Raw genomic sequence first — 24,465 nt, 5'->3', positions numbered from 1 at the left:
CCCCACAACCGCGCCCGCACCCGCCGCCCGGCCCGACCGTGCGGCCAAGCCTCTGGCCTCGAGTGAACGGGCCGAAACATGGCCCTCCGCGCCCGTCAGCGATCATCTCCGACCTGCCCAGCAAGACCGGATCAGGAAGCTCCCAGCCGAGCCACCAACCGCGACGTTCACCACCCCACGCAGCCAGCACCCGGCCGAACTACCGGAGGTGTCCAGCGAAGGAGCCGAAGCACGCCCCGCCCCGCGCACGCCAGCGAAGTCTCTCATCTCCTGAGACCTGCAAGCCGAGCGTTTCCGGCCAATCCGCCGATCACAACGGCCACCACCCAACGCACCCAGCACCAGCCGAACTCCCGGTTTCGAGCGAAGAAGCCAGAGCACAGCCCCTCAGCGACCACCTCCCACCTGCCCAGCAAGACCGACCGAGCAAGCCGACCACTCCCAGCCAAGCCACCGATCACAACGACAATCGCCCAACGCACCCAGCACCAGCGCAACTCCCGGTTTCGAGCGAAGCGAGACCGAGCATCGCCGTTCGCGGCCCGGCTCGCGTTTGCGCGGCCGCCGCGCAAGCGACGAAGGAGCAAGCGGCGGCCGCGCAAACGCGAGCCACAAAGGGGCCGCGAACACGCCGCGACGAAGTCGCGGCAAATCAGACACCGAACAAGTCTTTATAGGCCGGGATACCCGCCACCGAGTGCGCCGAAAGGATCGCGTCCACGACGGCGCGCTCCACGCAGACGGCGGCGGCCGTGCAGATCTGGTCCAGGACGAGCAGATCGGCGGGGAAGGCGGGCGGCAGCGGTAGGTCACCGCCCTCCTCCGCTGTCCCGGTGGCCAGGGCGAAGAGGGTGTCCCCGTCCAGCGGCGAGTGCGCGGGCCGGATCGCCCTGGCCAACCCGTCGTGCGCGGCGACCGCGACCCGCCTGCATCCCGCCACATCGAGCGGGGCGTCCGTGGCCACGACGCCGATCGTGGTGTTGAGCACGGTGCCTTTCACCGGCAGTTCGTTCGCCGCCGCCAGTTGTTCCGGGGTCGGCGGCCGCAGCTCGAAGAACTCGGGTCCGTCGGTGCCGCACCCCCACGGCAACCCGGTGCGCGGGTCGAACACCGAGCCGACGGGATTCGCCACGATCAGCGCGGCGACGGTGATCCCGGCGGCCGCGCCTTCGCCCAGTGCGATGCTCGCGCTGCCCACCCCGCCTTTGATCGACCCCGCGCGGGCTCCGACGCCCGCCCCGACCGAACCGCGGGCGAAGTCGACGCCCGCCGCCGCGGCGGCCCGATAGCCGAATTCGGCGGTCGGACGGATGTCCCAGGCGCCGACCGGAAGATCGAAGATCACCGCGCCGGGGACGATGGGCACCACCCGGCTCGGGTCGGTCGGGTCCATCACGATGCCCGCCCCGTTCTCCTCCAGCCAGCGCATCACTCCGTCGGCCGCGGCGAGGCCGAAAGCGCTGCCGCCGGTGAGCAGGATCGCGTCGACCTGGCGAACGGTGTTCATCGGATCGAGCAGATCGGTCTCCCTGGTGCCCGGTCCGCCGCCGCGCACGTCGACCGCCGCCACCGCGCCGCCCGGCACCCGCACGACGGTGCATCCCGTCGCCGCCCCGGAGCCGAGCGTCGCGTCCGGGTCGAGGACGTGGTGCTGCCCGACCAGCACTCCGGGCACGTCGGTGATCGAATTACGTTCGCCCGGTGCGGCGTTCACCATCTCTACTCCTCACGGCGCGCAATCGCCGGTCGCTTTGCGCCGATCTTCGCAGCACGACCGGTCAGGGAGCCAGCGCCTGCAGCAACGAGTCCTGCATCCAGGTCAGCCAGTGGTACACGTCCAGGTGCGGAGCGCGCGGATCGTCGGGGTCGAGATGGTCGGGCGTGTCGGCGTCGATGTCCAGTACCGTGCCGAGCGCCAGCCGCACGTCGGTGAGCGCGGTCAACCAGGCGTCGGCCTGCTCGGGGGTGAGGACGATCTTGCCGCCCGCGCTCGGCACGGTGTCCAGCACCACCGAACCCGCCGCCAGCTTGGCGTCGATGATGTCGGGCTCGTGCAGGCCGCGCAGCGCGCTGTTGAGGTCGGCGCGTTCGGCGTCGGGCGAGCCGGGTTCGCTGCGGTGGAAGTCCGGGAGCAGCCTGCGCAGCCGCGGGTCCTCCGGCGGAACGGTGTTGCCGGAGCGCAGTCCGGTGAGGGCGGCCAAGTCGTCGTCGGGGGCGGATTCGGCGCGCTCGGTCAGCAGCCCGGAGACCGCACCGACCAGTGACCGAAGCACGTTGGCCTCACGTGCGTCCATTTCGGATCGCAGTTTGAGACCGCTCAGCGAGTTCTTCCTGCTCCACTTGCGCACGGCGTCAGGGTAGTCGCCCAGGTCAGTCGTCCCGCTGCATGGTGGCCCAGAGTCCCGCGGCGTGCAGCCGCTGGACATCGTGCTCCATCTTGTCCCGGGAACCGGACGAGACCACCGCCTTGCCCTCGTTGTGGACCTTCAGCATCAGTTCGGTCGCCTTCGCTTTGCTGTAGCCGAACAGCTTCTGGAAGATGTAGGTGACGTAGTGCATCAGATTGACCGGGTCGTCCCAGACGACGGTCACCCAGGGACGGTCCTCCGCCTCCAGGATCTCGGTGTATTCGACCGCTTCGGGTGTCGCCTGTGCCGCCGACAATGTCGCGTTCGCGGCGTCCACAACGACGTCACCCCGGACTGTGTTGCACAAGGCCATAGGGTCAAGGGTACGACTCGACTCCGGATAAACAACACCCACGCAGCCCCGATTCGCGATTCTCCGGTTCACCGGGCCGATGCCGGACGCCCTGAGCCGACCGTTCTGTCTACAGTGTCAGCGTGGACCTGCGCGACGGCGTCACCAGCACGGCGCTGCTGACCGACCAGTACGAACTGACCATGCTCGCGGCAGCGCTCGCCGACGGCTCGGCGCGTCGTCAGTGCACCTTCGAGGTGTTCGCTAGACGTTTGCCGAATGGTCGTCGCTATGGCGTCGTCGGTGGTACCGGCAGGCTGCTCGACGCGCTGCGGCAGTTCCGCTTCGACGAGGACGAACTGGCCGTCGCGGCCTCGTTCTCGGATCGGCGCACGCTCGACTGGCTGCGCGACTACCGGTTCACCGGCGATATCGACGGCTACGCCGAAGGCGAGCTGTACTTCCCCGGCTCACCGGTCCTCTCGGTGCGCGGCAGTTTCGCGGAATGCGTCGTGCTGGAGACGCTGATCCTGTCGATCCTCAACCATGACAGCGCGATCGCGGCCGCGGCGGCCCGGATGGTCAGCGCCGCTAGCGGCCGCCGGATGATCGAGATGGGCTCACGGCGCAGCCACGAGATGGCGGCCCCGGACTGCGCGCGCGCCGCCTATCTGGCCGGTTTCGACGCCACCTCGAACTTGGAGGCGGTGCGTCGCTACGGGATTCCGGGCGCGGGCACCAGCGCGCACGCGTTCGTCCTGCTGCACAGCGGCCCCGACGGCGCGCACGAGGCCGAAGCCTTCCGCAGCCAGGTCCAGACCCTCGGCGTGGGGACGACGCTGCTGGTGGACACCTTCGACATCACCAAGGGCGTCGCGACCGCCGTCGAGGTGGCGGGCACCCAGCTGGGCGGGGTGCGGATCGATTCCGGCGATCTCGGCGTCCTGGCCCGCCAGGTGCGCGACCAGCTCGACGCGCTCGGCGCCACCAAGACCCGCATCGTGGTCTCCGGCGACCTCGACGAGTACGCCATCGCCGCGCTGCGCGCCGAACCGGTCGACGTCTACGGCGTCGGCACGGCGCTGGTCACCGGCTCGGGCGCGCCGACCGCCGGGATGGTCTACAAGCTGGTCGAGGTCGAAGGGGTGCCGGTCGCCAAGCGCAGCAGTCACAAGCAGTCCCGCGGCGGCACGAAGAAGGTGGTCCGCTTGGCCCGCGACACCGGCACGATCGTGGAGGAGGTCGTCTACCCCGCGGCCGGGCCGGTGCCGCCCGGCAACGGTTTCCAGGCCAGGGACCCGCTCGTCCCGCTGATCCGCGCCGGTGAGCCGGTCGAGGACCTTCCCACACTCGCCGAGAGCCGCGATCTGGTGGCGCGGGGACTGATCAGCCTGCCGTGGGAGGGCCTCAAACTCTCGGCGGGCGAGCCCGCCGTGGTGACCACCTTCGTCTGAGGTCAGCGCCTGCGCTCGTCCACGCGGCACACCAGCAGCAGTCCGGTGGCGAACAGCAGCGCGAACACCACCCCGGTGATCCCGAACCAGATCCATGCCGCCGGTTCGGCCGGGCGCGAGCCCAGCAGGAAGAAGACCGCGAGGAACACGGTGGTGCCGATCGTCACGCTGCGGAACAGGCTGGCAGGGCTCATGCGTGGTCTCCATGGGGAAGCGGGCCGGGAGTCGAAGGGTGCACTCGGTAATCACCGTGCGGTGTGGGCGCGTTTACATAGGAGCGGTGAATTTTCGCGAGTCGGGTGAACCGAGCGTCCGATCGAGCGGCAGAATTCGGAGCAGACATTCGGCCATACGCGGGAGGTCGCCATGACCCGGGCACTGATCATCGTCGACGTCCAGAACGATTTCTGTGAGGGCGGTTCCCTCGCGGTCAGCGGAGGCGCCGCGGTGGCGGCCCGGATCAGCGAGCATCTCGCGACCGCGCACTACAGCGCGGTCGTCGCCACCCGCGATCACCACATCGATCCCGGTGCTCACTTCTCCGACGAGCCCGACTACATCGACAGCTGGCCCCCGCACTGCCGGGTCGGCACGCCGGGCGCGCAGTTCCACCCGGCCCTGACCACCGGGCCGATCCAGGAGGTCTTCTCCAAAGGCGCCTACTGCGCGGCCTATTCCGGGTTCGAGGGCACGACCGAGGACGGCACGGGGCTGGCCGACTGGCTGCACGACCGCGGGATCGAGGCCGTCGACGTGGTCGGCATCGCGACCGACCACTGTGTGCGCGCGACCGCCCTCGACGCGCGGATCGAGGGGTTCGACACCCGCGTCCTGCTCGATCTCACCGCCGGTGTCGCCGCCGACACCACCGCCGCCGCACTGGACCGCATGCGCGGTGCGGGCGTCGACCTGGAGGGGAGCATCAGCCGGTAGACCGTTCGGTCTCGGCGAGGGGTCTGCGGTGTCGGAGGCGCCGAGTAGGCTGCTCGCGTGCCCGAACTCCCGCCCGTTTCCGACCTTTTGGCCACCGCCGTGCAGGCGCTCGGCGGTAAGGAACGCGCCGGGCAGGTGACGATGGCCGCGGCGGTGGATCACGCGATCGACACCAAGGAGCATCTCGCGGTGCAGGCCGGGACGGGCACCGGCAAGTCGCTGGCCTATCTGGTGCCGAGCCTGCGCCACGCCGTGCGCACCGGCCGCACGGTGGTGGTCTCCACGGCGACGATCGCGCTGCAGCGTCAGCTGGTCGATCGCGATCTGCCCCGGCTGGCCGACGCGCTGAGCGCGCCGCTGGGGCGCACGCCGAAGTTCGCGATCCTCAAGGGCCGCAACAACTATCTGTGTTTGAACAAGATCAACAGCGCTGTTCCGGACGAGCCTGCCGAGGCGGAGCTGTTCGACGCGTTCGCGATCTCCCGCCTCGGGCGCGAAGTGCAACGGCTCAACGAATGGGCCTCCGACACCGAGACCGGCGACCGCGACGAACTCGCCCCCGGCGTCGGCGACCGCGCCTGGCGACAGGTCAGCGTGTCCTCGCGGGAGTGCCTGGGCAAGTCTCGCTGCTCGTTCGGCCAGGACTGCTTCGCCGAGCGGGCCAGGACCGAATCGGCGCAGGCCGACGTGGTGGTGACCAACCACGCGCTGCTCGCCATCGACGCGATCAGCGGCATCCAGGTGCTGCCCGAACACGACGTGGTGGTCATCGATGAGGCGCACGAACTGGTCGACCGGGTCACCGGTGTGGCCACCGCCGAGCTCGCCTCCGCCGCGATCAGCGCGGCCGCCCGCCGCTGCGCCAAACTCATCGATGAGCAGGAGGTGGATCGCCTGGAGGGCGCCGCGGAGGCATGGCACACCGTGCTCGACGAGCTGCCCGCCGGGCGCTGGGACACCCTGCCCGACGGCGTCGCCCCGGTGCTGGCCCTGATCCGCGACGCCGCGTGGAACGCGCGCACCGCCCTCGCGCCGCAGGGCTCCGCCACCGCACAGGGCGATCCGGAGAACTCCGCCGCCCGCACCATGGCGCTGGCCGCGATCGACGAGGTGCACGACAGCGCGGTCCGCGCGCTGACGGCGTTCGACGAGCCCGACCCGGCCGCCCGGCGCGACGTCATCTGGCTGGCCGCCGACGAGGTCCGCGGCGTCGTGCGCCGCTCGCTGCGGATGGCGCCGCTGTCGGTGGGCGGGCTGTTGCGCAGCAGGCTCTTCGGCACCGCCACCGTCGTGCTGACCTCGGCCACGTTGCAGATCGGCGGCTCGTTCGACGGGCTCGCGCTCACCTGGGGCCTGCCCGCGCAATCGGGCAACCGCACCGATCCGGCCACCGCGAACGGCGCGCAGGCGCCCTCCGACGCGGACACGGTGCGCTGGAGTTCGCTCGACGTCGGCTCGCCGTTCGACCACGCCAAGTCCGGCATCCTCTACGTCGCCAAGCACCTGCCCGCGCCGGGCCGGGACGGGCTCGCGCCCGCCTACCTGGACGAGATCGAGCGGCTGGTCACGGCGGCGGGCGGGCGCACCCTCGGCTTGTTCTCCTCGATGCGCGCGGCCCGCGCGGCCACCGAGGCGCTGCGCGACCGATTGTCCACCCCGGTGCTGTGCCAGGGTGACGACTCGACGGGAGCGCTGGTCCGGAAATTCGCCGACGACCCGGAGACGTCGCTGTTCGGCACGCTGTCGCTGTGGCAGGGCGTCGACGTGCCCGGACCGTCGCTGAGCCTGGTGATCCTCGACCGCATCCCGTTCCCCCGCCCGGACGACCCGCTGCTGGCGGCCCGGCAACGTGCCGTGGAGATGCGCGGCGGGAACGGGTTCATGACCGTGGCCGCCAGTCACGCGGCGCTACTGCTCGCCCAAGGGACCGGCCGGCTGTTGCGCAGCGTCGACGATCGCGGCGTGGTCGCCATCCTGGATTCCCGCCTCGCGACCGCCCGTTACGGCGGTTACCTGCGGGCGTCGCTGCCGCCGTACTGGGAGACCGCCGATCCGGAGGTCGTGGTCAAGGCACTGCGCCGGCTCGCCGCCGCCACGGTGTGATACCGAACACACCATCCGGCATCTACTTCCAGACGGAAGTACATTGTTGATCGGTACTTCGGTGTACCCCCAATTCCCGCACCGAACGTATCGGCCGGTCCCCGCGCCAAGCCCTGCACGCGGCGCGGGGCCACCACCGGGCCGCTCTCAGCCGCGCACGGCCACCGCGTCGACCTCGAACAGCATGCCGGGCAGCGCGAGCGCGGCCACGCCGGTCAACGTCTGCGCGGGCGGCCGCTCACCCCAGATCTGCGCGATCTTCTTGCCGAGCACGGCCAGCTTGTCCGGATCGTGGTCGACGATGTGCGTCCGCAACTGCGCGACGTCGGCGAAGTCCACTCCCGCCGACCGCAGGGCGATCGCGAGGTTGGCGAACGCCTTGTCCACCTGGACCGCGAAGTCCGTGCTGGTGGTATGTCCTTCGGCGTCCGAGTCGTACTGTCCCGCGATGAACACCAGCTCACCGCGCGCCACCGCCACGTGGCTGTAGCCGAACCCGGTCGGATCGTGCAGTTCACCGGGGTTGCTGATTTCGACGCTCATCGTTTCTCCTCGCTCGGTCTGCAAGTGCTGCAACACCACACCGACGATCCAGCAGTCCACGGTGTGACATGACGAAGAACGCAAACGACCGCGGCGCGGCGACCGAGGTCACCGCGCCGCGAATTCCGCCGTGCCGCAGGCTCAGAGCACCCACTTCAGGATCAGCGTCAGCACGCCCGTCACGATCGCGAGGATCAGCGCGCCCACACCCCACACGAATCCGCTGCGCTCCCACGGACGCCCGGCATCCAACGAGAACTTGCCAGGGCCGGTGAACGGCAGCGCCGCGCCGACCACGGCGAACAGCACCCCCATCTCGTAACCGCCGAACAGCCCCATGGACCAGGTCGCGTTGATCACGTTGATCATCGTGCCCAGCACGATCGCCCCGGCCAGTGGCGTCAGCAGGCCCAGCAGCAGGAGCAGGCCGCCGCCGAGTTCGGTCAGGCCCGCCAGGGTCCCGAACACCTTGCCGGGGTTGTAGCCCATCTGCTCGAAGCCGTCGGCGTTGGCCTGCAGGCCGGGGCCGCCCCACCAGCCGAAGAGCTTCTGCGCGCCGTGCGCCGCGAGCAAGCCGCCGAAGACGACTCGTACGAGCAGCAGGCCGATGTCGGCGGCGATGCCGTCGAGTTCGGTGGGGGTGTTGGTGCGTTCGAGTACGGATTTGATGGTCATGCTGATCCTCATCCCTGCAGTCGTTCCCCGAAGGGATCGTTAGTTCGGCGAAAAAGCGGACTACGGTCCGATTCTTTCATGTAGAACCGAACTGCCCAACCCTCGGTCCTATTCCACGGTTTGGCAATAAGGATGGTTCAGCGCGAAAGCGAGCGGAGAGTTACTCCGCGAGGAAGAAGAAGTAGCCGAAGAACACCAGCATCAGCACCCACATCGCCGGATGCACCTCTCGGATCCGGCCTTTCGCCGCCATGACGATCGGGTACAGCAGCATGCCCATGGCCAGGCCGTTGGCGATGGAGTACGTCAGCGGCATCATCACGACGGTGACGAACGCGGGCACCGAGTACTCCAACAGGTTCCAGTCGATCTGGCCGAGCGCGCGGGCCATCAGGATGCCGACCACGATGAGCGCGGGCGCGGTCACCTCTCCGGAGCCCGCGACCACCGCGAAGATCGGGTAGCAGAACATCGCGACGAGGAACCAGCCCGCCGTGCCGACCGCGGTGAGCCCGGTCCGGCCGCCGGCCGAGACGCCCGCCGTCGACTCCACATAGGCGGTCGTGGTCGAGGTCCCGATGACGGCGCCCGCCATGGTGCCCACCGAGTCCGCCGCCAGCGCGCTCGCGGCGCGGGGCAGCCTGCCGTCCTCGTCCAGCAGACCGGCCTGGTTCGCGACGCCGATCAGCGTGCCAGAGGCGTCGAAGAAGTCGACGAACAGCATGGTCAGCACCACCACGGCCAGCTGGCCGGTGAACGCGTCGGGCAGGTGGACGATCGCCTGACCGAAGGTCTGCTCTAGCCCTTTCGGCGCGGCGAACACGCCTTTTGGCAGGTCCACCAGACCGCTGACGATGCCGACGATCGTGGTGAGCATGATGCCGTAGAGCACCGCGCCGTGCCAGCCTCGCACCAGGAACACCACGGTCACCAGCAACCCGAACAGCGCGAGCAATGTGGTGCCCTTGGTGAAGTCGCCCAGCGTGACCAGCGTCGCTTCGCTGTTCACCACGATCCCGGCGTTCTTCAGGCCGAGGAACGCCACGAACAATCCGATCCCGGCCCCGACGGCGAGCTTCAGCTGCATCGGGATGGCATCGAGAATGCGTTCGCGGATCTTCGTCACCGCGAGAACGAAGAAGATCACGCCGGACAGGAACGTGCCCGACAGCGCGACCTCCCACGGAATCCCCATCTCGAGCACCACCGTGTACGCGAAGAACGCGTTGAGGCCCATGCCCGGCGCGAGCGCGATCGGATATCGGGCCCACAGCCCCATGACCAGCGTGCCGAACACCGCGGCGACGGCGGTGGCGGTGAACACCGCCTGCATGGGAATGCCCTTGTCGCCCAGCGCTCCCTGGTCGCCGAGCACCGCGGGGTTGACCGCGAGCACATACGACATGGCGAGGAAGGTGACCGTGCCCGCCATGAGTTCGCGCTTGACGGTCGAGCCGGTCGACCGGACCCCGAAGTACCCGTCGAGGCGTCCTCGGGTCCGGTGCAGAACGTCGGTGACCATGGGTGACTCCAGTCGAGAACGATTCGGGCGTGCCATGGCACGGTAGCCGACGGTTCACTGCCCGGGGCAACTCACGACGGCGCCACCGTGACCAGCGCCACCGGCCTCAGGCGCTCGGCGCGGAGACCAGGCCCAGCTCGGCGTCGGAGGCCAGCAGATCGTGGTGCGGCAGCACGCGCACGGTGTAGCCGACCGCGCCGGAGAGCGGGACCGGGGTGTCCACGGTGAACAACTCCGCGCCGCCGTCCGACCCGCTGTGCGTCATCGGGACGGTCGTGGTGTCGGACAGGTCGTCGGTCGCCGAAACCCGCCCGAGCACCGCCTGCACCACCACGTCCGACACGCTCAGTCCGCCCAGCTCGACCCGGGCGGCCAGCGACAGCCGCGCACCGATGACCGGCGTGTCCGGCAGGCCCGCGCTGTCCACCTGGATCACCTTGACCGAAGGCCACGCCGACTCCACCCGGTGGCGGTACTCGGCGATGGCCCGCGCGACCGCGAAATCGTCGGCCGTCGCCCGCTGAAACGCCGCGGCGGCGGGAGCGTAGTACTCCACCGCGTAGTCGCGGACCATGCGGGAAGCCAGGACCTGCGGTCCCAAGGTCTGCAAAGTGTGGCGAACCATCTCGACCCAGCGCACCGGCAGCCCGGAGGCGTCGCGCTCGTAGAAGCGCGGCGCGACCGCGCGCTCGAACAGGTCGTAGAGCGCGGTCGCCTCCAGGTCGTCGCGGCGGTGCTCGTCGCGGACGCCCGCCGCGGTCGGAATCGCCCATCCGTTCTCGCCGTCGTACATCTCGTCCCACCAGCCGTCCCGGATGGACAGGTTGAGTCCACCGTTGAGCGCGGATTTCATGCCGGAGGTGCCGCACGCTTCCAACGGGCGCAGCGGGTTGTTCAGCCAGACGTCGCAACCCCAGTACAGGTAGCGCGCCATCGACATGTCGTAGTCGGGCAGGAAGACGATCCGGTGCCGCACCTCGGGATCGTCGGCGAAGCGGACCACCTGCTGGATGAGCGCCTTGCCCCCGTCGTCGGCGGGGTGGCTCTTGCCCGCGACCACCAGCTGCATCGGCCGCCGCGGGTCCAGCAGCAGGGCGCGCAGCCGCTGCGGGTCGCGCAGCATGAGGGTGAGGCGCTTGTAGGTCGGCACCCGGCGGGCGAACCCGACGGTCAGGACGTTCGGGTCGAAGACGCCGTTCACCCAGCCGAGTTCGGCTTCCGCGGCGCCACGCTCCAGCCAGGAAGCGCGCACCCTGCGGCGCACCTCCTCGACCAGAATGCCGCGCAGGATATTCCGGGTCGACCACAGCTCGGTGAGGTCGACGTCGCGCAGCCGTTCCCAGCCGCGTGCCTCCTCGACCAATTCCGCGCCGATGTGCTCGCGCGCCTTGTCCACCCATTCCCGCGCGGCCCAGGTGGTGGCGTGCACACCGTTGGTGACCGAACCGATCGGGACCTCCGCCGGGTCGAAGCCCGGCCACAGCGAGGCGAACATGGACCGGCTCACCTCACCGTGCAGCTTCGACACGCCGTTGGCGCGCTGCGCGAGCCGCAGACCCATGTGCGCCATATTGAAGACGGACGGGTCGGCTTCCCGACCGAGCGCCACGATCCGGTCCACGGAAAGCCCGGGCAGCAGGGCGGATTCGGACTCGCCGTGCGCACCGCCGAAATAGCGCCGCACCATCGGCATCGGGAACCGATCGATGCCGGCCGGGACGGGCGTGTGCGTGGTGAACACCGTGCCCGCTCGCACGGCGGCCAGTGCGGCATCGAAATCCGCTCCGCCCGCGACGAATTCGCGAATCCGCTCGACGCCGAGGAACCCCGCGTGACCTTCGTTCATGTGGAATACGTCGGGGTCGGGCAGGCCGGCCGACGCCGTGTACGCGCGCACCGCGCGCACTCCGCCGATGCCGGCCAGGATCTCCTGACGGATGCGATGCTCCTGGTCGCCGCCGTAGAGCCGGTCGGTGACCGCGCGCAACTCCGGATCGTTCTCGGCGATGTCCGAGTCGAGCAGCAGCAGCGGAACCCGGCCGACCTGCGCGATCCACACCCGCGCCCGCAGCACCCTGCGATCGGGCATGGCGACGTGGATCAGCACCGGCGAGCCGTCGGAGGTGAGCGCCCGCAGTGGAAGGCCCTGCGGGTCCAGCGCCGGATAGTGCTCGGCCTGCCAGCCATCCGCCGTCAGCGACTGCCGGAAGTAACCCGAGCGGTACAGCAGGCCCACCCCGATCAGCGGCAGCCCCAGGTCGGAGGCGGCCTTCAGATGGTCACCGGCCAGGATGCCCAGACCACCCGAGTAGTTCGGCAGCACCTCGGTGACGCCGAACTCCATCGAGAAGTAGGCGATGCCGCGCACCCCCTCCTCCCCGGCCCTGCGCTGGAACCAGCCCGGCGCCGACAGGTAATCGCGCAGGTCCGCCGCCGCCGCGTCGACCCGAGCGAGGTAGCCCGGATCGGCGGCCAGTTCGTCCAGCCGCGCGGCGGGCACCTCGCCGAGCATCCGGACCGGATCGTGGCCCATCTCCTGCCACCGTCGCGGATCCAGCGCGGCGAACAGGTCCTGCGTCGGCGGGTGCCACGACCACCGCAGATTCGTGGCGAGCTCACCAAGGGCCGCCAGACGCTCGGGCAGATGGGCACGGACGGTGAATCGACGCAATGCCTTCATTCGGTAGAACCTACACGGGCGCCACCGTGCGCGCCCGGCCCTACCACGACCCGGAACAAGCTTCCGACCAGCGTGTTTCGTAATCACGCGGGTCAGCGAACGCGGCGCGGCCGATCTTGCGTAGCGCTGTCTACCGTCACGGAACGGCCACGGCACGCGCTGGAAACCCCCGTGCCCGCTACCCGATCGAGACCCCCGCTCGCTTGTGAACTCCCGAACGCGGGGCAAACCCACAAGCTGTGCGGACCAACCGGCCGCACCAACCGAATCAGTACGGGAGTGATCGAGATGTGGAAGATTGCACACCCAAATCGCGCCCGCGATTTGCGCTGGTCGCGCGCTGGGTCGGCGATGACGGGGTTCGTAGCTTGCACGGCGGCGCTCGTTCTCGTCGCACCGGCCGCCGGGGCCGCGGTCACCACGGCGACGGCGACTGCGCAAGGGATGAGTTTCGGCTTCGGTAACTACGGAACCAACTGCCAATACCGTGTGACGGCCACGGTGGACAACGCCTCGTCCGACCCCGTGCAATTCACCGACAGCGCGTCCGGAACCTTCACCCCGAACCCGGCGCCCGTGGTCGGCAACCAGGCCACCACCACGTGGGTACCGGACGCGACCGGCTCGCACACCATCTCCGCGACGCACGGCGCCGGTCCCGCCTGGACCTCGCCGGCGATGACGGTGGGCAACGGGATCAACCTCGGCGTCGGATGTGTTGTGCTGCCGTAAGCACCGAGCCGACGGCGCTTCGACCGCCGGAATGAACGCCCGGTCGGCCACGCGTCGATCCCCGGCCGTAGCCGTCCGGGCCTCCGGCTCCCGCATTCCCCCCCAGCACCACGAACAGCCCGGCTCAGCCACCGACGCGGCGGATCGCGGCGGCGAACGAAAAGCTCGCCGATCCGGTCCGCACGCCCGGCTACCGGTAGGTTGGTCCCGTGACCGGCCGCATCGCTATCGATGACACTGCCCCGTCCATCCCCGGCGGCCGGCCCGCCAAAGCGGTGGTCGGCGAGGTTTTCCCCGTGCGCACCGTGGTGTGGCGCGAGGGGCACGACGCGGTCGCCGCCACGCTGGTCGTCCGCGCGCCAGGGGCGTCGCGCCCGCTGCGCGTCCGGATGACGCCGGACTACGAACCCGACGTCTTCAACGCGATCTTCACCCCGAACGTGCCGGGGACGTGGACCTACCGCATCGAAGGCTGGAGCGACCCGATCCAGACCTGGCGATCGGCGGTCGAAGCGAAGCTGGCCGTCGGCCAGAGCGCCGCCGATCTGGCCAACGACTTGGAATTGGGCGCCCGCCTGTTCGAACGCGCGGCCCAGGCTGTCCCGAAGCGGCAGTTCGAGCGCTTACGCGCGGTCGCGGCCGCCCTGCGTAGCGACGACCAACTGCCCGCGCGGGTGGCCCCGGCCTTCACCGAGGACGTCGCCGAGATCCTGCGCGCCACGCCGCTGCGCGACCTGGTCACCCGAGGGCCGCAGCACACCGTCCTGGTCGAGCGGCACCGCGCGCTCTACGGCTCCTGGTACGAGTTCTTCCCACGCTCGACCGGCGGACGCGACGCCACCGGCAAGCCGGTCCACGGCACCTTCGCCACGGCGGCCGAAGAACTTCCGCGCATCGCGGGCATGGGCTTCGACGTGGTGTACCTGCCACCCATCCACCCGATCGGCGAGGTCAACCGCAAGGGCCGCAACAACGCGCTCACCGCAGAGCTGGGCGACGTCGGCTCGCCATGGGCAATCGGCTCGAGACACGGCGGTCACGATGCCGTGCACCCGGACCTGGGCACCGACGCCGACTTCGCCGAGTTCGTCGCGGCGGCACGGCGGCACGGCCTCGAGGTGGCGCTCGACCTCGCCTTGCAATGCGCGCCGGATCATCCCTGGGTGCGCGCGCACCCCGAATGGTTCACCACCCTGCCCGACGGCACCATCGCCTACGCGGAGAATCCGCCGAAGAAGTACCAGGACATCTATCCGGTCAACTTCGACAACGACCCGGACGGCCTCTACGCCGAGGTGCTGCGGGTGGTCCGGCACTGGATCGGTTCGGGCGTCACGATCTTCCGCGTCGACAATCCGCACACCAAGCCCGCCGACTTCTGGGAGTGGCTGATCGCGAACGTGCGGCGCACCGACCCGGACGTCATCTTCCTGTCCGAGGCGTTCACCCGCCCGGCCCGGCTCTACGGGCTGGCCCGGCGCGGATTCAGCCAGTCCTACACCTATTTCACCTGGCGCGTGGCCAAGTGGGAGCTGACCGAGTTCGGCAACGAACTGGCCGCCAAGGCCGACGAGGCCCGCCCGAACCTCTTCGTGAACACCCCGGACATCCTGCACGAGTCCCTCCAGCACGGTGGACCCGGCATGTTCGCCATTCGCGCCGTCCTGGCCGCCACCCTGGCCCCGACCTGGGGCGTCTACTCCGGTTTCGAACTGTTCGAGCATCAGGCGGTGCGTCCGGACAGCGAGGAGTACCTCGACTCGGAGAAGTACGAGCTGCGCCCGCGCCCGTTCGCCGAGGCGCTCGCCCGCGGCGAATCGCTGGAGCCCTGGCTCACCAGGCTCAACGAGATCCGCCGGGCGCACCCGGCCTTGCAACAGCTGCGCTGCCTGCATTTCCACCACGTGGACAACGACGCGCTGCTCGCCTATTCCAAGATCGACCCCGCCGGGGGCGACGCCGTGCTGGTCGTGGTGAACCTCAACCCGTTCGGCGCCGAGTGGGGCATGCTCTCGCTCGACCTGCCCGCGATCGGCCGCGAGTGGCACGACCATCCGGTGGTGTACGACGAGATCAGCGGCGAGGAATACCACTGGGCGCAGACCAATTACGTCCGGCTGGACCCCGCGCGTGCCGTCGCGCACATCATCACCCTGCCTCCGGTGTCGCAGCAGGCTCGCACGGAGCTGGCCTACCGCAGGACGCTGCGATGAAGCGGCGCGACCTCATGCTGCTCGCGGCGGGCACCCACGTCGACCCGCACACCGTGCTCGGCGCGCACCCCCATCCCGACGGCACCGCCGTCCGGGTGCTGCGCCCGCACGCGGAAACCGTGTCGGTGCGCGTCGGCGGCGTCGACCACGCGCTGAAGTCCGTAGGTCACGGCGTGTTCGCGGCGGTGCTGCCCTACCCGGAGATCATGGACTATCGCGTCGTCACCACCTATCCCGGCGGCCAGACGATCATCGGCGCCGACGGCTACCGCTTCCTGCCCACGCTCGGCCCGCTCGACCTGCACCTCATCGGCGAAGGCAGGCACGAACGCCTGTGGGAAGTGCTCGGCGCGCACCCACGCCGCTACACCACCCTCGACGGCGAGGTGACGGGCACGTCGTTCGCGGTGTGGGCGCCCAACGCGCGCGGCGTCACCGTGATCGGCGATTTCGACGGCTGGAGCGGCAACACCGCGCCGATGCGCGCGCTCGGATCGTCCGGGGTCTGGGAGGTCTTCGTCCCGGATGTCGGGCCGGGTGCCAAATACAAGTACCGCGTGCACGGCGCCGACGGACGGACCGTCGACCACGCCGACCCGCTGGCTTTCGCCACCGAACACCCGCCTGCGACCGCCTCGGTGGTCACCGAGAGTCATCATGTCTGGCAGGACAACGCCTGGCTCGAACGGCGCGCGGGCACCGACCCGACCCGCGCCCCGATGAGCGTCTACGAGGTGCATCTCGGGTCCTGGCGGCCCGGCCTCGGCTACCGCGAGCTGGCCGAGCAGCTCGCGGAATACGTCCAGGGCGCCGGATACACCCACATCGAGTTGCTCCCCATCGCCGAGCATCCGTTCGGCGGCTCGTGGGGATACCAGGTCACCTCCTACTACGCGCCCACGGCGCGCTTCGGTTCCCCGGACGACTTCCGCGCCTTCGTCGACCGCATGCACGCGGCGGGCATCGGCGTCCTGCTGGACTGGGTTCCTGCGCATTTCCCGCGCGACGAATGGGCGCTGGCCCGTTTCGACGGCACACCGCTCTACGAGCACGCCGACCCGCGCCGCGGCGAGCAACTCGACTGGGGCACCTACGTGTTCGACTTCGGCAGGCACGAAGTGCGCAATTTCCTCGTCGCCAACGCGCGGTACTGGGTCGAGGAATTCCACATCGACGGTCTACGCGTCGACGCGGTCGCCTCCATGCTCTATCTCGACTACTCCCGCGCCGACGGCGAGTGGGAGCCCAACGTGCACGGCGGACGGGAGAACCTGGAAGCGGTCGACTTCCTGCAGGACCTCAACGAGACCCTGCACCGCCACCATCCCGGCGTCGTGACGATCGCCGAGGAGTCCACCACCTGGCCCGGCGTCACCCGCGGCACCGACGTCGGCGGTCTCGGCTTCACCATGAAGTGGAACATGGGCTGGATGCACGACACCCTCGGGTTCCTCGGCCGCGACCCGGTGCACCGCTCCTGGCACCACAACGAGATCACCTTTTCCCTTGTGTACGCCTGGAGCGAGAACTATGTCCTGCCGATCAGCCATGACGAGGTCGTACACGGCAAAGGCACGCTCTGGACCAGGATGCCGGGTGACGATTTCGCCAAAGCCGCGGGCGTGCGCGCGCTGCTGGCCTACATGTGGGCCCACCCGGGAAAACAGCTGCTGTTCATGGGCCAGGATTTCGGCCAGTTCCGGGAATGGTCACACGATCGCGGCCTGGACTGGCACGAACGGGACAACCCCCTGCACGAGGGCATCAGCACACTCGTGCGCGACCTGAACGCGGTCTACCGCGCCCACACCGCCCTGTGGAGCCAGGACACCACTCCGGGCGGCTATGCCTGGATCGAGGCGGACGACCGCGCGAACAACGTGCTGGCGTTCCTGCGCCACGGCTCCGACGGCTCCGTGGTGGCCTGCGTCTACAACTTCTCCGGGTCGGCACACGAGGGATACCGGGTCGGCCTGCCGCACGCGGGCCGCTGGCTCGAGATCCTCAACACCGACGCCGCGGACTACGGCGGCTCCGGCCTGGGCAATCTCGGCGAGGTGCTCGCGACCGACGAGCCCTGGCACGACCGTCCCGCCTCGGCCCCGGTCACCCTGGCGCCGCACAGCGCGGTCTGGCTGCGTCCCGCCTAGCGGCTCGACAACCGCTCAGCGCCCGGTACATCGCGAACGGGCCGGCCCGCGGAGCACCCTGCACGCCTGCCGGGGTTAGGGCGACGCGCCGATGCCGCCGTCCTGCTCCGCGCCCCGCTCCCGGTACCCGCCTTACGGCCCGGCGCTGGTTCCGACCGGCGCCCACCTCGGCACGGCGGCGACAAACTTGCCACACATCCCCCGCCGCCGGAACACCATGTACCAGGACGCTGCGTCAGTTCGGCGAACTCAGTACAGCGCTGCGGCCAGCTTGCGGCGCGCGGCCACGACGAACGGCTCCGCCTGATCGAACAATTCGAACAACTCCAGCAGGCGTGTGCGCGCCTTGGTGCGCTCGTCGCCGGACGTGCGCTTGACGACGCCGATCAGCCGGTCGAAGGCCGCTTCGGGCCGCTGCTGGAACAGTTCGAGGTCGGCGGCATCGATCGCGGCGTCGACATTCGACGGGTCGGCGTCGGCGACGGCGATGGCCGACTCCGGCAGCTCCTGCGCCCGCGCGAGGAACCGCAGCTGGCGCAGCGCGCCCTTGGCCTCCTCGTTCGCCGGTTCGGCGTCGAGAATCGCTTGGTAGGCGGCCTCGGCGCCGGCCAGGTCACCCTGCTCCAGCGCCGCCTCGGCCGCCGCGAAACGCGGGTCCTCGGCAGGCTGCTGCGGCTGCCCGTCGCCCTCCAGCTTCCCCGCCACCGCGTCGACCACCGCGTTCAGCCACTGCCGCACCTGCGGCTCCGGCTGCGCTCCCTCGAAATCGGCAAGCGGCTGCCCGGCCGCGATCGCGATCACGGTCGGAATGCCCTGCACCCGCAGCGCCTGCGCGATCCGCATGTTGGCCTCGGCCTCGACGGTGGCCAGGTCCCAGGCGCCGCCATCGGCGGCCACCAGGCGTTCCAGCGTCCGGACCAGTTCGATGCTGCCCGGGCTGCGCTGCGAATACAGCACCACCACCACGGGCACTTGCATCGAACGGCGCAGGACCCTGGTCTCGAAATCCGCCTCCGACACCGCATGGTCGCCGCCGGCCGCTCCGCCCGCACTCCCTGCGGGCTGCTTCAGGCTGGACAGATCGACCGCCCCGGACATGGCGGCGGCGACAGCGGGCGAAGGACGGCGTGCGGCTGGTCGATTCACGACTTCCAGTTTGTCACGAGGTGGCGGATGCGGGCGCCCCGGACTCGGCCGAACCGGCGGCGCTGAGCTCACCGAGCTGACCCGTGCGCACCGCCCAGACCTCGAACAGCACGGTGCAGAACGGCGGGATGCTCGACAGCAGCGCGAGAACGGTGGTCTTCACGTTCCAGCCCAGCTCGCGCGCCGCCACGATCGCACTGATCACGAACAGCACGAACACGATGCCGTGCGTCATGCCGAACACCTTCACCGGCCACAGCACCGGCTCGGGAATCCGCTTGAACACCATGCCGATGATCAGCAGAAACCACGAGACCGCCTCGAGCACCGCGATGAAACGAAACCGCTTGGCCACCGTGCTGAGGTCGAAGACATTGCCCATGCGCCCCATTGTGCCGGATGCACTACACACTGTCGTAGTGAGTTGTGTCGCTGTGTTGGATTTGCCGCGCCTTCGCGCGGCGGGTTCGCGGCCCCTTCGTGGCTCGCGTTTGCGCGGCCGCCGCTTGCTCCTTCGTCGCTTGCGCGGCGGCCGCGCAAACGCGAGCCGGGCCGCGAACGGCGCATGCTCGGTCTCGCTTCGCTCGAAAGTCGTGGATGAGGTGCGCTGGCGCGTAGGCATCGGCGCTGGGGACAGCGTGCACGCCCTTTGGGCGGGGTGAGCACTGGCGGTTTACCGGCATTCATGGTCATGGCCGCTCGAACCTCACCCGGACCACAACGGCAGACACTCGGTCACGTTGCGCCCGCAACCGGTGCTTGTGATGCGCCAAGCGCAAGAATGGCACTTGCGACCTCCACGCCGCTCCACGAGCTGACCATGCACATCCACCAGCACTCATTGCCCATCGCTCCTCGAACCCGAGTCAGATCCCCAACGGCGGATGCTCGGCCTTGCTTCGCTCGGAACGTGGGCTGGGGTGTGCTGGGTACGGGGGCGGTCGAACGCAGGACATCGCGCGCGTGGCTCCGGTCGGTGAGTCCGCCCGACGGTGCAACGCGGCGGCTGCTCGACGCGGGCAGAGGCTGGAACGGACCTTGGTCGGTTCGGCGGCGCTCAGAGCCGTGGTCGAGCCGGTCTCGTCGTGCGGATGGGGTCCTGCGCACAGGTGCACGGTCTACCGGAACGTCGTTCCGTGGGTCTGGCCCGAACGACCGATGGCCGCCCCATCGGGACGGCCATGGTGTTCAGCGGGGTTGTCACCCGCGAACGTCAAACGCGGACGATGAGCGCGTCACCCTGGCCGCCGCCACCGCAGAGCGCGGCCGCGCCGACGCCCCCGCCGCGGCGCTTCAGCTCGAGCACCAGGTGCAGCAGGATGCGGGCGCCGGACATGCCCAGCGGGTGGCCGATGGCGATGGCGCCGCCGTTGACGTTCACCTTCTCCGGGTCGATGCCCAGCTTGCGGGTGGATGCGATGCCGACCGCGGCGAACGCCTCGTTGATCTCCACCAGGTCCAGATCCGCGGGCGAGATGCCCTCGCGCGCGCAGGCTTTCGCGATCGCGGCGGCGGGCTGGTCCTGCAGCGTCGAGTCCGGGCCCGCGACCACGCCAGCCGCGCCGATCTCGGCGATCCAGCTCAGCCCGAGCGCCTGCGCCTTCTGCTTGCTCATCACCACGACCGCCGCTGCGCCGTCGGAGATCTGCGAGGCGGTGCCCGCGGTGATGGTGCCGTCCTTGCGGAAGGCCGGGCGCAGCTTGGCCAGCGACTCCGCCGTGGTGTCGGCGCGAATGCCCTCGTCCGTGGTCACCAGCACCGGATCGCCCTTGCGCTGCGGCACCGCGACCGGGACCACCTCGTCGTCGAAGACGCCGTTCTTCCAGGCCGCCGCCGCGCGCTGGTGCGAGGCCGCCGCGAAGGCGTCCTGGTCGGCCCGGCTGATCCGGTCGGTCTCGTTGCGCTGCTCGGTGAGCGCGCCCATGGCCTGGTCGGTGAAGATGTCGTGCAGGCCGTCGTAGGCCATGTGGTCGCGCAGGGTCACATCGCCGTACTTGAAGCCTTCCCTGCTCTTCTCGAGCAGGTGCGGCGCCTGGCTCATCGACTCCTGGCCGCCCGCGACGACGATCTCGTACTCGCCGGCCCGGATCAGCTGGTCGGCCAGGGCGATCGCGTTGATGCCGGACAGGCAGACCTTGTTCAACGTCAGCGCGGGCACGTCCATCGGGATGCCCGCCGCCACCGCGGCCTGCCGGGCCGGGATCTGCCCCGCGCCCGCGGTGAGCACCTGGCCCATGATCACGTAGTCGACCTGGTCGGGCGCGACACCGCCCTTCTCCAGCGCCGCCTTGATGGCGAACCCGCCGAGGTCGGAGCCGCTGAAGTCCTTCAGACCCCCGAGCAGCCTGCCGACCGGGGTACGCGCACCGGAGACGATCACGGAAGTGGTCACGACGAGCCTCGCATTCGTAGATCGGACCCGCCCGCGCCCCTGGCGGGGTTGGCGCGAGAGCAGGTGTTCTACTCAACGGTAGCGGGTGCGGCCCGCGCACCCCGTGCCAGGTCGCGCTACTTTCGAATGGTGAGCAACGTTATCGAACAGTCATCGTTCATCCCCGCGGACTACGTGACCGCGGTCGACCACGTCGGCATCGCGGTGCCGGACCTCGACGCCGCGGTGGCCTGGTACGCCGAGAACCTCGGCATGATCGAGACCCATCGGGAGGTCAACGAGGCCCAGGGCGTGCACGAGGCGATGCTGTCGCTGCCCGGCGCCCCGGATCGCGCCACCGCCCTGCAGTTGCTGGCCCCGCTCAACGCGGACTCGACCATCGCGAAGTTCATCGACCGCAGCGGCCCCGGCTTGCAGCAACTGGCCTACCGGGTGACCGACATCGAGGCCGTCTCCGCGTACCTGCGCGGCAAGGGTCTGCGTTTGCTGTACGACGCTCCGCGGCATGGAACGGCGGATTCCCGCATCAATTTCATCCACCCGAAGGATGCTGGAGGTGTGCTGATCGAGTTGGTCGAACCGAACGCTCATGTTACGCACTAGTATCGACGTCAAGTCGGGAAAACTCGTTGGAATGACATTCGCAGTCGAGTCACCATCGGCTGTCTTCAGGCTGTAGTTTGTGTGCCATGTCGTCACCCGAGTCCGATCGCAATCGCTTCGTTGCACTGCCCTTCACCGTTGTGCGCAAGGGTTATGCGCAAGACGAGGTGCGTAATTACTTCGACCGCTTCGACGCGGAACTGAGAGTCACCGCCACCGACCGCGACGCGGCCGCGGCACAAGCACGTAACCTCGCGAGCCAGCTGGAAGACGCGCGCGACGAGATCGACGAACTCCGCAAGGAGGTCGACCGACTCTCGGTGCCGCCGACCACCGCGGAAGGCATGTCCGACCGTATCTCCCGCATGCTCCGTCTCGCCTCCGACGAGGCGTCCGAGGTCCGTGCCCTGGCCCAGGCCGAGGCAGCGGAGATGGTGTCGATCGCCGAGCAGCAGGCCACCGAGATGCGTGGCAAGTACGAGTCGCTGCTCGCGGAGACCAAGGAGAAGCGCGAGGCGCTCGAGATCGAGTTCGAGCAGACCCTCGCGAACGCACGCACCGAGTCCGCCAAGATCATCGAGGCCGCCCAGGCCGAGGCCGACCGCATCGCGAAGGAAGCCGACGCGAAGCGCAAGGCCACCCAGCAGGACTTCGAGGCCACCATGGCCGAGCGTCGCACCAAGCTCACCCGCGCCATGGAGGAGCTGGAGGCCACCAGCCGCGCCGAGGCCGCCCAGCGGATCAAGGACGCGACCGACGAGGCCAACCGTCTCATCACCTCCGCCACCCAGACCTCCGAGCGCAAGATCGCGCACGCGAAGGAACTGGCCGAGGAGATGCGGGTGCTGCGCGGCCGCGTGCTCGCCCAGCTGCTCGGTATCCGCGGTCAGCTCGACTCGGTGCCCGCGATGCTCGCCGCGGTCAACCGCGAAAGCGAACTGCTCGACGGTGTTCCCGACCAGCGCAAGTCGATCGGCGGCAACACCAAGTCGGTCACGGGTTCGCGCCAGAAGGCGATCCCCGAGGTCGCCACCGAGGACGAGGACATCGACTCGGACGAGCGCGAGAGCGCCGACATCAGCAACTGACGTCGGGTCAACGGCGACAGCAGCAGTAGCAACCGAATTCACCGAAGGCCGCCCCTTACCAGGGCGGCCTTCCCTAATTCCGCACCCAGTAGACCCATGGCCCTGGCGACACCGCTCCAGCCTCGCCGCACACGTCGCCGGGTAGTTGTCCCCAGCGTCCGGACGTTCCTTGCTCGTTCGCCCGCGGGCTGCCCACAATCACTCGATCCAGCGCAGAGGTAGTCGACCGCGCCATCGTTGAGGCATCGCGGTGTCCGCTGGATGCCTCAGGACCACCGACGGGTGATCCGGCGCGTCTGACGCCCGTTCCAGCAGCCGCGATGCCAGTGTCTGCGGTCGTCTTCGCCACCGTGAGCGGGCCACGCGACCACGTGGGCGACCCCGGGTGGGATCTCGTGGTCACATCCCGGGCAGCGGTAGGTCTTGATCGCGCGGGCGCCGGGAATGGTGCGCACCACGTACGTCTCGTCACCGTCCGGACCCGACTCGGTCCGTCCGAAGACGTCGCCCAGTGGCGCGCCACCGGCCCGCGGGCGCTCGGCGTAGCGATCCGAACGCGGTTTCCGGCGAGGCATGCGACAAGGGTATTACTCGCTCCCGCGAGCCCCGCACGACCCTGAGGTCAGAACAGGCGGAATTCGTTGCTCTCCGTGCCGCGCAGGGCGTCGTAATCGAGTGTGAGACACCGGATGCCGCGATCCTCGGCGAGCGTGCGCGCCTGCGGCTTGATCTGCTGGGCGGCGAAGACACCGACCACCGGAGCCAGCAGCGGATCGCGGTTGAGCAACTCCAGGTACCGGGTGAGCTGTTCGACGCCGTCGATCTCACCGCGCCGTTTGATCTCGACCGCCACCGTGCCACCGTCGGCATCCCGGCACAGCAGATCCACCGGCCCGATCGCGGTCATGTACTCACGACGGATGAGCGTGAACCCCGCGCCGAGGGTGTGTACGTGCTCGGCGAGCAACTCTTGGAGGTGGGCCTCCACTCCGTCCTTCACCAGGCCCGGGTCCACGCCGAGCTCATGGGAGGAATCGTGCTCGATGTCCTCGATGGTGATGCGGAGTTCTTCGCCTGCCTTGTTGGTGACGACCCACAGCGCCTTCGCACCGTCCGGCAGCTGCGCGTCGCCGTTGCGTTCCTCCAGCCGGCAGGGCGGGCTCATCCAGTTCAGCGGCTTGTACGAGCCGCCGTCGGAGTGCACGAGCACCGAGCCGTCCGCTTTCATCAGCAGTAGCCTGCGGGCCATCGGCAGATGGGCGGTGAGTCGCCCCACGTAGTCGACCTGACAGCGAGCAATCACTAGGCGCACCCAAGCACTGTAGGCGAGGGCTTCGTGGCGGCTGTCGTCAGCCCACCCGTGGAATGCCGAAAGGCCCCCGACTATGTCGAGGGCCTTTCGTGAAGGATGTTCCGGCGGTGTCCTACTCTCCCACACCCTGTCGAGTGCAGTACCATCGGCGCTGGCAGGCTTAGCTTCCGGGTTCGGAATGGGACCGGGCGTTTCCCTACCGCTATGGCCGCCGTAACT

General features: G+C 69.5%; 21 protein-coding genes and 1 rRNA gene. 8 read left to right on the top strand and 14 right to left on the bottom strand.

Annotation, left to right across the window (positions count from 1 at the left end):
* Positions 1–652 precede the first annotated feature (652 nt).
* The 3 genes from HOV91_RS31885 to clpS all read right to left on the bottom strand — a co-directional run bounded on the left by HOV91_RS31885 (position 653) and on the right by clpS (position 2,721).
* The gene (locus HOV91_RS31885) at positions 653–1,717 is read right to left on the bottom strand and encodes a P1 family peptidase (RefSeq protein ID WP_174189023.1); all 1,065 of its coding nucleotides are present in this window, start codon (positions 1,715–1,717) and stop codon (positions 653–655) included.
* A 61-nt stretch (positions 1,718–1,778) separates the two neighbouring features.
* Positions 1,779–2,348: an oxidative stress transcriptional regulator AosR gene (gene aosR, locus HOV91_RS31880; protein WP_174189022.1), complete on the bottom strand. Its 570-nt coding sequence runs from the start codon at positions 2,346–2,348 to the stop codon at positions 1,779–1,781.
* Positions 2,349–2,370: 22 nt separating this feature from the next.
* Positions 2,371–2,721 (bottom strand): ATP-dependent Clp protease adapter ClpS, encoded by a 351-nt coding sequence (clpS, locus tag HOV91_RS31875; RefSeq protein WP_039796380.1) that lies wholly within the window; start codon positions 2,719–2,721, stop codon positions 2,371–2,373.
* A gap of 122 nt (positions 2,722–2,843) precedes the next feature.
* Here clpS and HOV91_RS31870 point away from each other — a divergent pair, with 122 nt between their 5' ends.
* Positions 2,844–4,154, top strand: coding sequence for a nicotinate phosphoribosyltransferase (locus HOV91_RS31870; protein WP_174189021.1), 1,311 nt, complete (start codon positions 2,844–2,846; stop codon positions 4,152–4,154).
* A gap of 2 nt (positions 4,155–4,156) precedes the next feature.
* Here the strand turns inward: HOV91_RS31870 and HOV91_RS31865 are convergent, their stop codons facing one another.
* Positions 4,157–4,348 carry a hypothetical protein gene (locus HOV91_RS31865; protein WP_174189020.1) on the bottom strand — a complete coding sequence of 64 codons (192 nt, stop codon included), beginning with the start codon at positions 4,346–4,348 and terminating at the stop codon, positions 4,157–4,159.
* A 172-nt stretch (positions 4,349–4,520) separates the two neighbouring features.
* Between HOV91_RS31865 and HOV91_RS31860 the strand changes: the two genes are divergently transcribed.
* Both HOV91_RS31860 and HOV91_RS31855 read left to right on the top strand, forming a co-directional pair.
* Complete coding sequence (locus tag HOV91_RS31860; protein ID WP_174189019.1) at positions 4,521–5,087, top strand: isochorismatase family protein; 567 nt, start codon at positions 4,521–4,523, stop codon at positions 5,085–5,087.
* Positions 5,088–5,144: 57 nt separating this feature from the next.
* Positions 5,145–7,190, top strand: a complete 2,046-nt coding sequence (locus tag HOV91_RS31855; protein ID WP_174189018.1) for an ATP-dependent DNA helicase — start codon at positions 5,145–5,147, stop codon at positions 7,188–7,190.
* Between the two features lie 147 nt (positions 7,191–7,337).
* Here the strand turns inward: HOV91_RS31855 and HOV91_RS31850 are convergent, their stop codons facing one another.
* The 4 genes from HOV91_RS31850 to glgP all read right to left on the bottom strand — a co-directional run bounded on the left by HOV91_RS31850 (position 7,338) and on the right by glgP (position 12,610).
* Positions 7,338–7,733 (bottom strand): RidA family protein, encoded by a 396-nt coding sequence (locus HOV91_RS31850; RefSeq protein ID WP_174189017.1) that lies wholly within the window; start codon positions 7,731–7,733, stop codon positions 7,338–7,340.
* A gap of 141 nt (positions 7,734–7,874) precedes the next feature.
* Entirely contained in the window at positions 7,875–8,408 is a 534-nt protein-coding gene (locus tag HOV91_RS31845) for a DoxX family protein (protein WP_174189016.1), read from the bottom strand.
* Positions 8,409–8,568: 160 nt separating this feature from the next.
* On the bottom strand, positions 8,569–9,930 hold the full coding sequence (locus tag HOV91_RS31840) for an NCS2 family permease (protein ID WP_174189015.1): 1,362 nt from the start codon (positions 9,928–9,930) through the stop codon (positions 8,569–8,571).
* 106 nt (positions 9,931–10,036) lie between these two features.
* Positions 10,037–12,610, bottom strand: coding sequence for an alpha-glucan family phosphorylase (gene glgP, locus HOV91_RS31835; RefSeq protein WP_174189014.1), 2,574 nt, complete (start codon positions 12,608–12,610; stop codon positions 10,037–10,039).
* 351 nt (positions 12,611–12,961) lie between these two features.
* Between glgP and HOV91_RS31830 the strand changes: the two genes are divergently transcribed.
* The 3 genes from HOV91_RS31830 to glgB all read left to right on the top strand — a co-directional run bounded on the left by HOV91_RS31830 (position 12,962) and on the right by glgB (position 17,705).
* A complete protein-coding gene (locus HOV91_RS31830; RefSeq protein ID WP_174189013.1) occupies positions 12,962–13,342 on the top strand; it encodes a hypothetical protein in 381 nt (126 codons plus the stop codon).
* Positions 13,343–13,551: 209 nt separating this feature from the next.
* Entirely contained in the window at positions 13,552–15,555 is a 2,004-nt protein-coding gene (locus tag HOV91_RS31825; RefSeq protein WP_174189012.1) for an alpha-1,4-glucan--maltose-1-phosphate maltosyltransferase, read from the top strand.
* A complete protein-coding gene (gene glgB / locus HOV91_RS31820; RefSeq protein WP_174189011.1) occupies positions 15,552–17,705 on the top strand; it encodes a 1,4-alpha-glucan branching protein GlgB in 2,154 nt (717 codons plus the stop codon). Before HOV91_RS31825 ends, glgB begins: the two co-directional genes overlap by 4 nt.
* A gap of 249 nt (positions 17,706–17,954) precedes the next feature.
* Here glgB and HOV91_RS31815 read toward each other — a convergent pair whose 3' ends face one another.
* From HOV91_RS31815 to HOV91_RS31805, 3 genes are all read right to left on the bottom strand, one after another.
* Entirely contained in the window at positions 17,955–18,803 is an 849-nt protein-coding gene (locus HOV91_RS31815; RefSeq protein WP_174189025.1) for a tetratricopeptide repeat protein, read from the bottom strand.
* A gap of 61 nt (positions 18,804–18,864) precedes the next feature.
* Positions 18,865–19,233 (bottom strand): DUF3817 domain-containing protein, encoded by a 369-nt coding sequence (locus HOV91_RS31810; RefSeq protein WP_438822710.1) that lies wholly within the window; start codon positions 19,231–19,233, stop codon positions 18,865–18,867.
* Between the two features lie 831 nt (positions 19,234–20,064).
* Positions 20,065–21,243 carry an acetyl-CoA C-acetyltransferase gene (locus HOV91_RS31805; protein ID WP_174189010.1) on the bottom strand — a complete coding sequence of 393 codons (1,179 nt, stop codon included), beginning with the start codon at positions 21,241–21,243 and terminating at the stop codon, positions 20,065–20,067.
* Positions 21,244–21,372: 129 nt separating this feature from the next.
* Between HOV91_RS31805 and mce the strand changes: the two genes are divergently transcribed.
* Positions 21,373–21,846, top strand: a complete 474-nt coding sequence (gene mce, locus HOV91_RS31800; RefSeq protein WP_312884836.1) for a methylmalonyl-CoA epimerase — start codon at positions 21,373–21,375, stop codon at positions 21,844–21,846.
* 86 nt (positions 21,847–21,932) lie between these two features.
* The gene (locus HOV91_RS31795) at positions 21,933–22,934 is read left to right on the top strand and encodes a coiled-coil domain-containing protein (protein ID WP_062971743.1); all 1,002 of its coding nucleotides are present in this window, start codon (positions 21,933–21,935) and stop codon (positions 22,932–22,934) included.
* A gap of 266 nt (positions 22,935–23,200) precedes the next feature.
* Here HOV91_RS31795 and HOV91_RS31790 read toward each other — a convergent pair whose 3' ends face one another.
* The 3 genes from HOV91_RS31790 to rrf all read right to left on the bottom strand — a co-directional run bounded on the left by HOV91_RS31790 (position 23,201) and on the right by rrf (position 24,462).
* Complete coding sequence (locus tag HOV91_RS31790) at positions 23,201–23,509, bottom strand: Rv1322 family protein (protein WP_174189008.1); 309 nt, start codon at positions 23,507–23,509, stop codon at positions 23,201–23,203.
* 47 nt (positions 23,510–23,556) lie between these two features.
* A complete protein-coding gene (nucS, locus tag HOV91_RS31785) occupies positions 23,557–24,246 on the bottom strand; it encodes an endonuclease NucS (protein WP_174189007.1) in 690 nt (229 codons plus the stop codon).
* 99 nt (positions 24,247–24,345) lie between these two features.
* Positions 24,346–24,462 (bottom strand): 5S ribosomal RNA (gene rrf, locus HOV91_RS31780).
* Positions 24,463–24,465 lie beyond the last annotated feature (3 nt).

The organism is Nocardia barduliensis (genome assembly GCF_013315795.1).
Lineage (GTDB): Bacteria > Actinomycetota > Actinomycetes > Mycobacteriales > Mycobacteriaceae > Nocardia > Nocardia barduliensis.
Note: the sequence above shows the minus strand (reverse complement) of the source record. Positions and strands in the feature narration are given on the sequence as shown.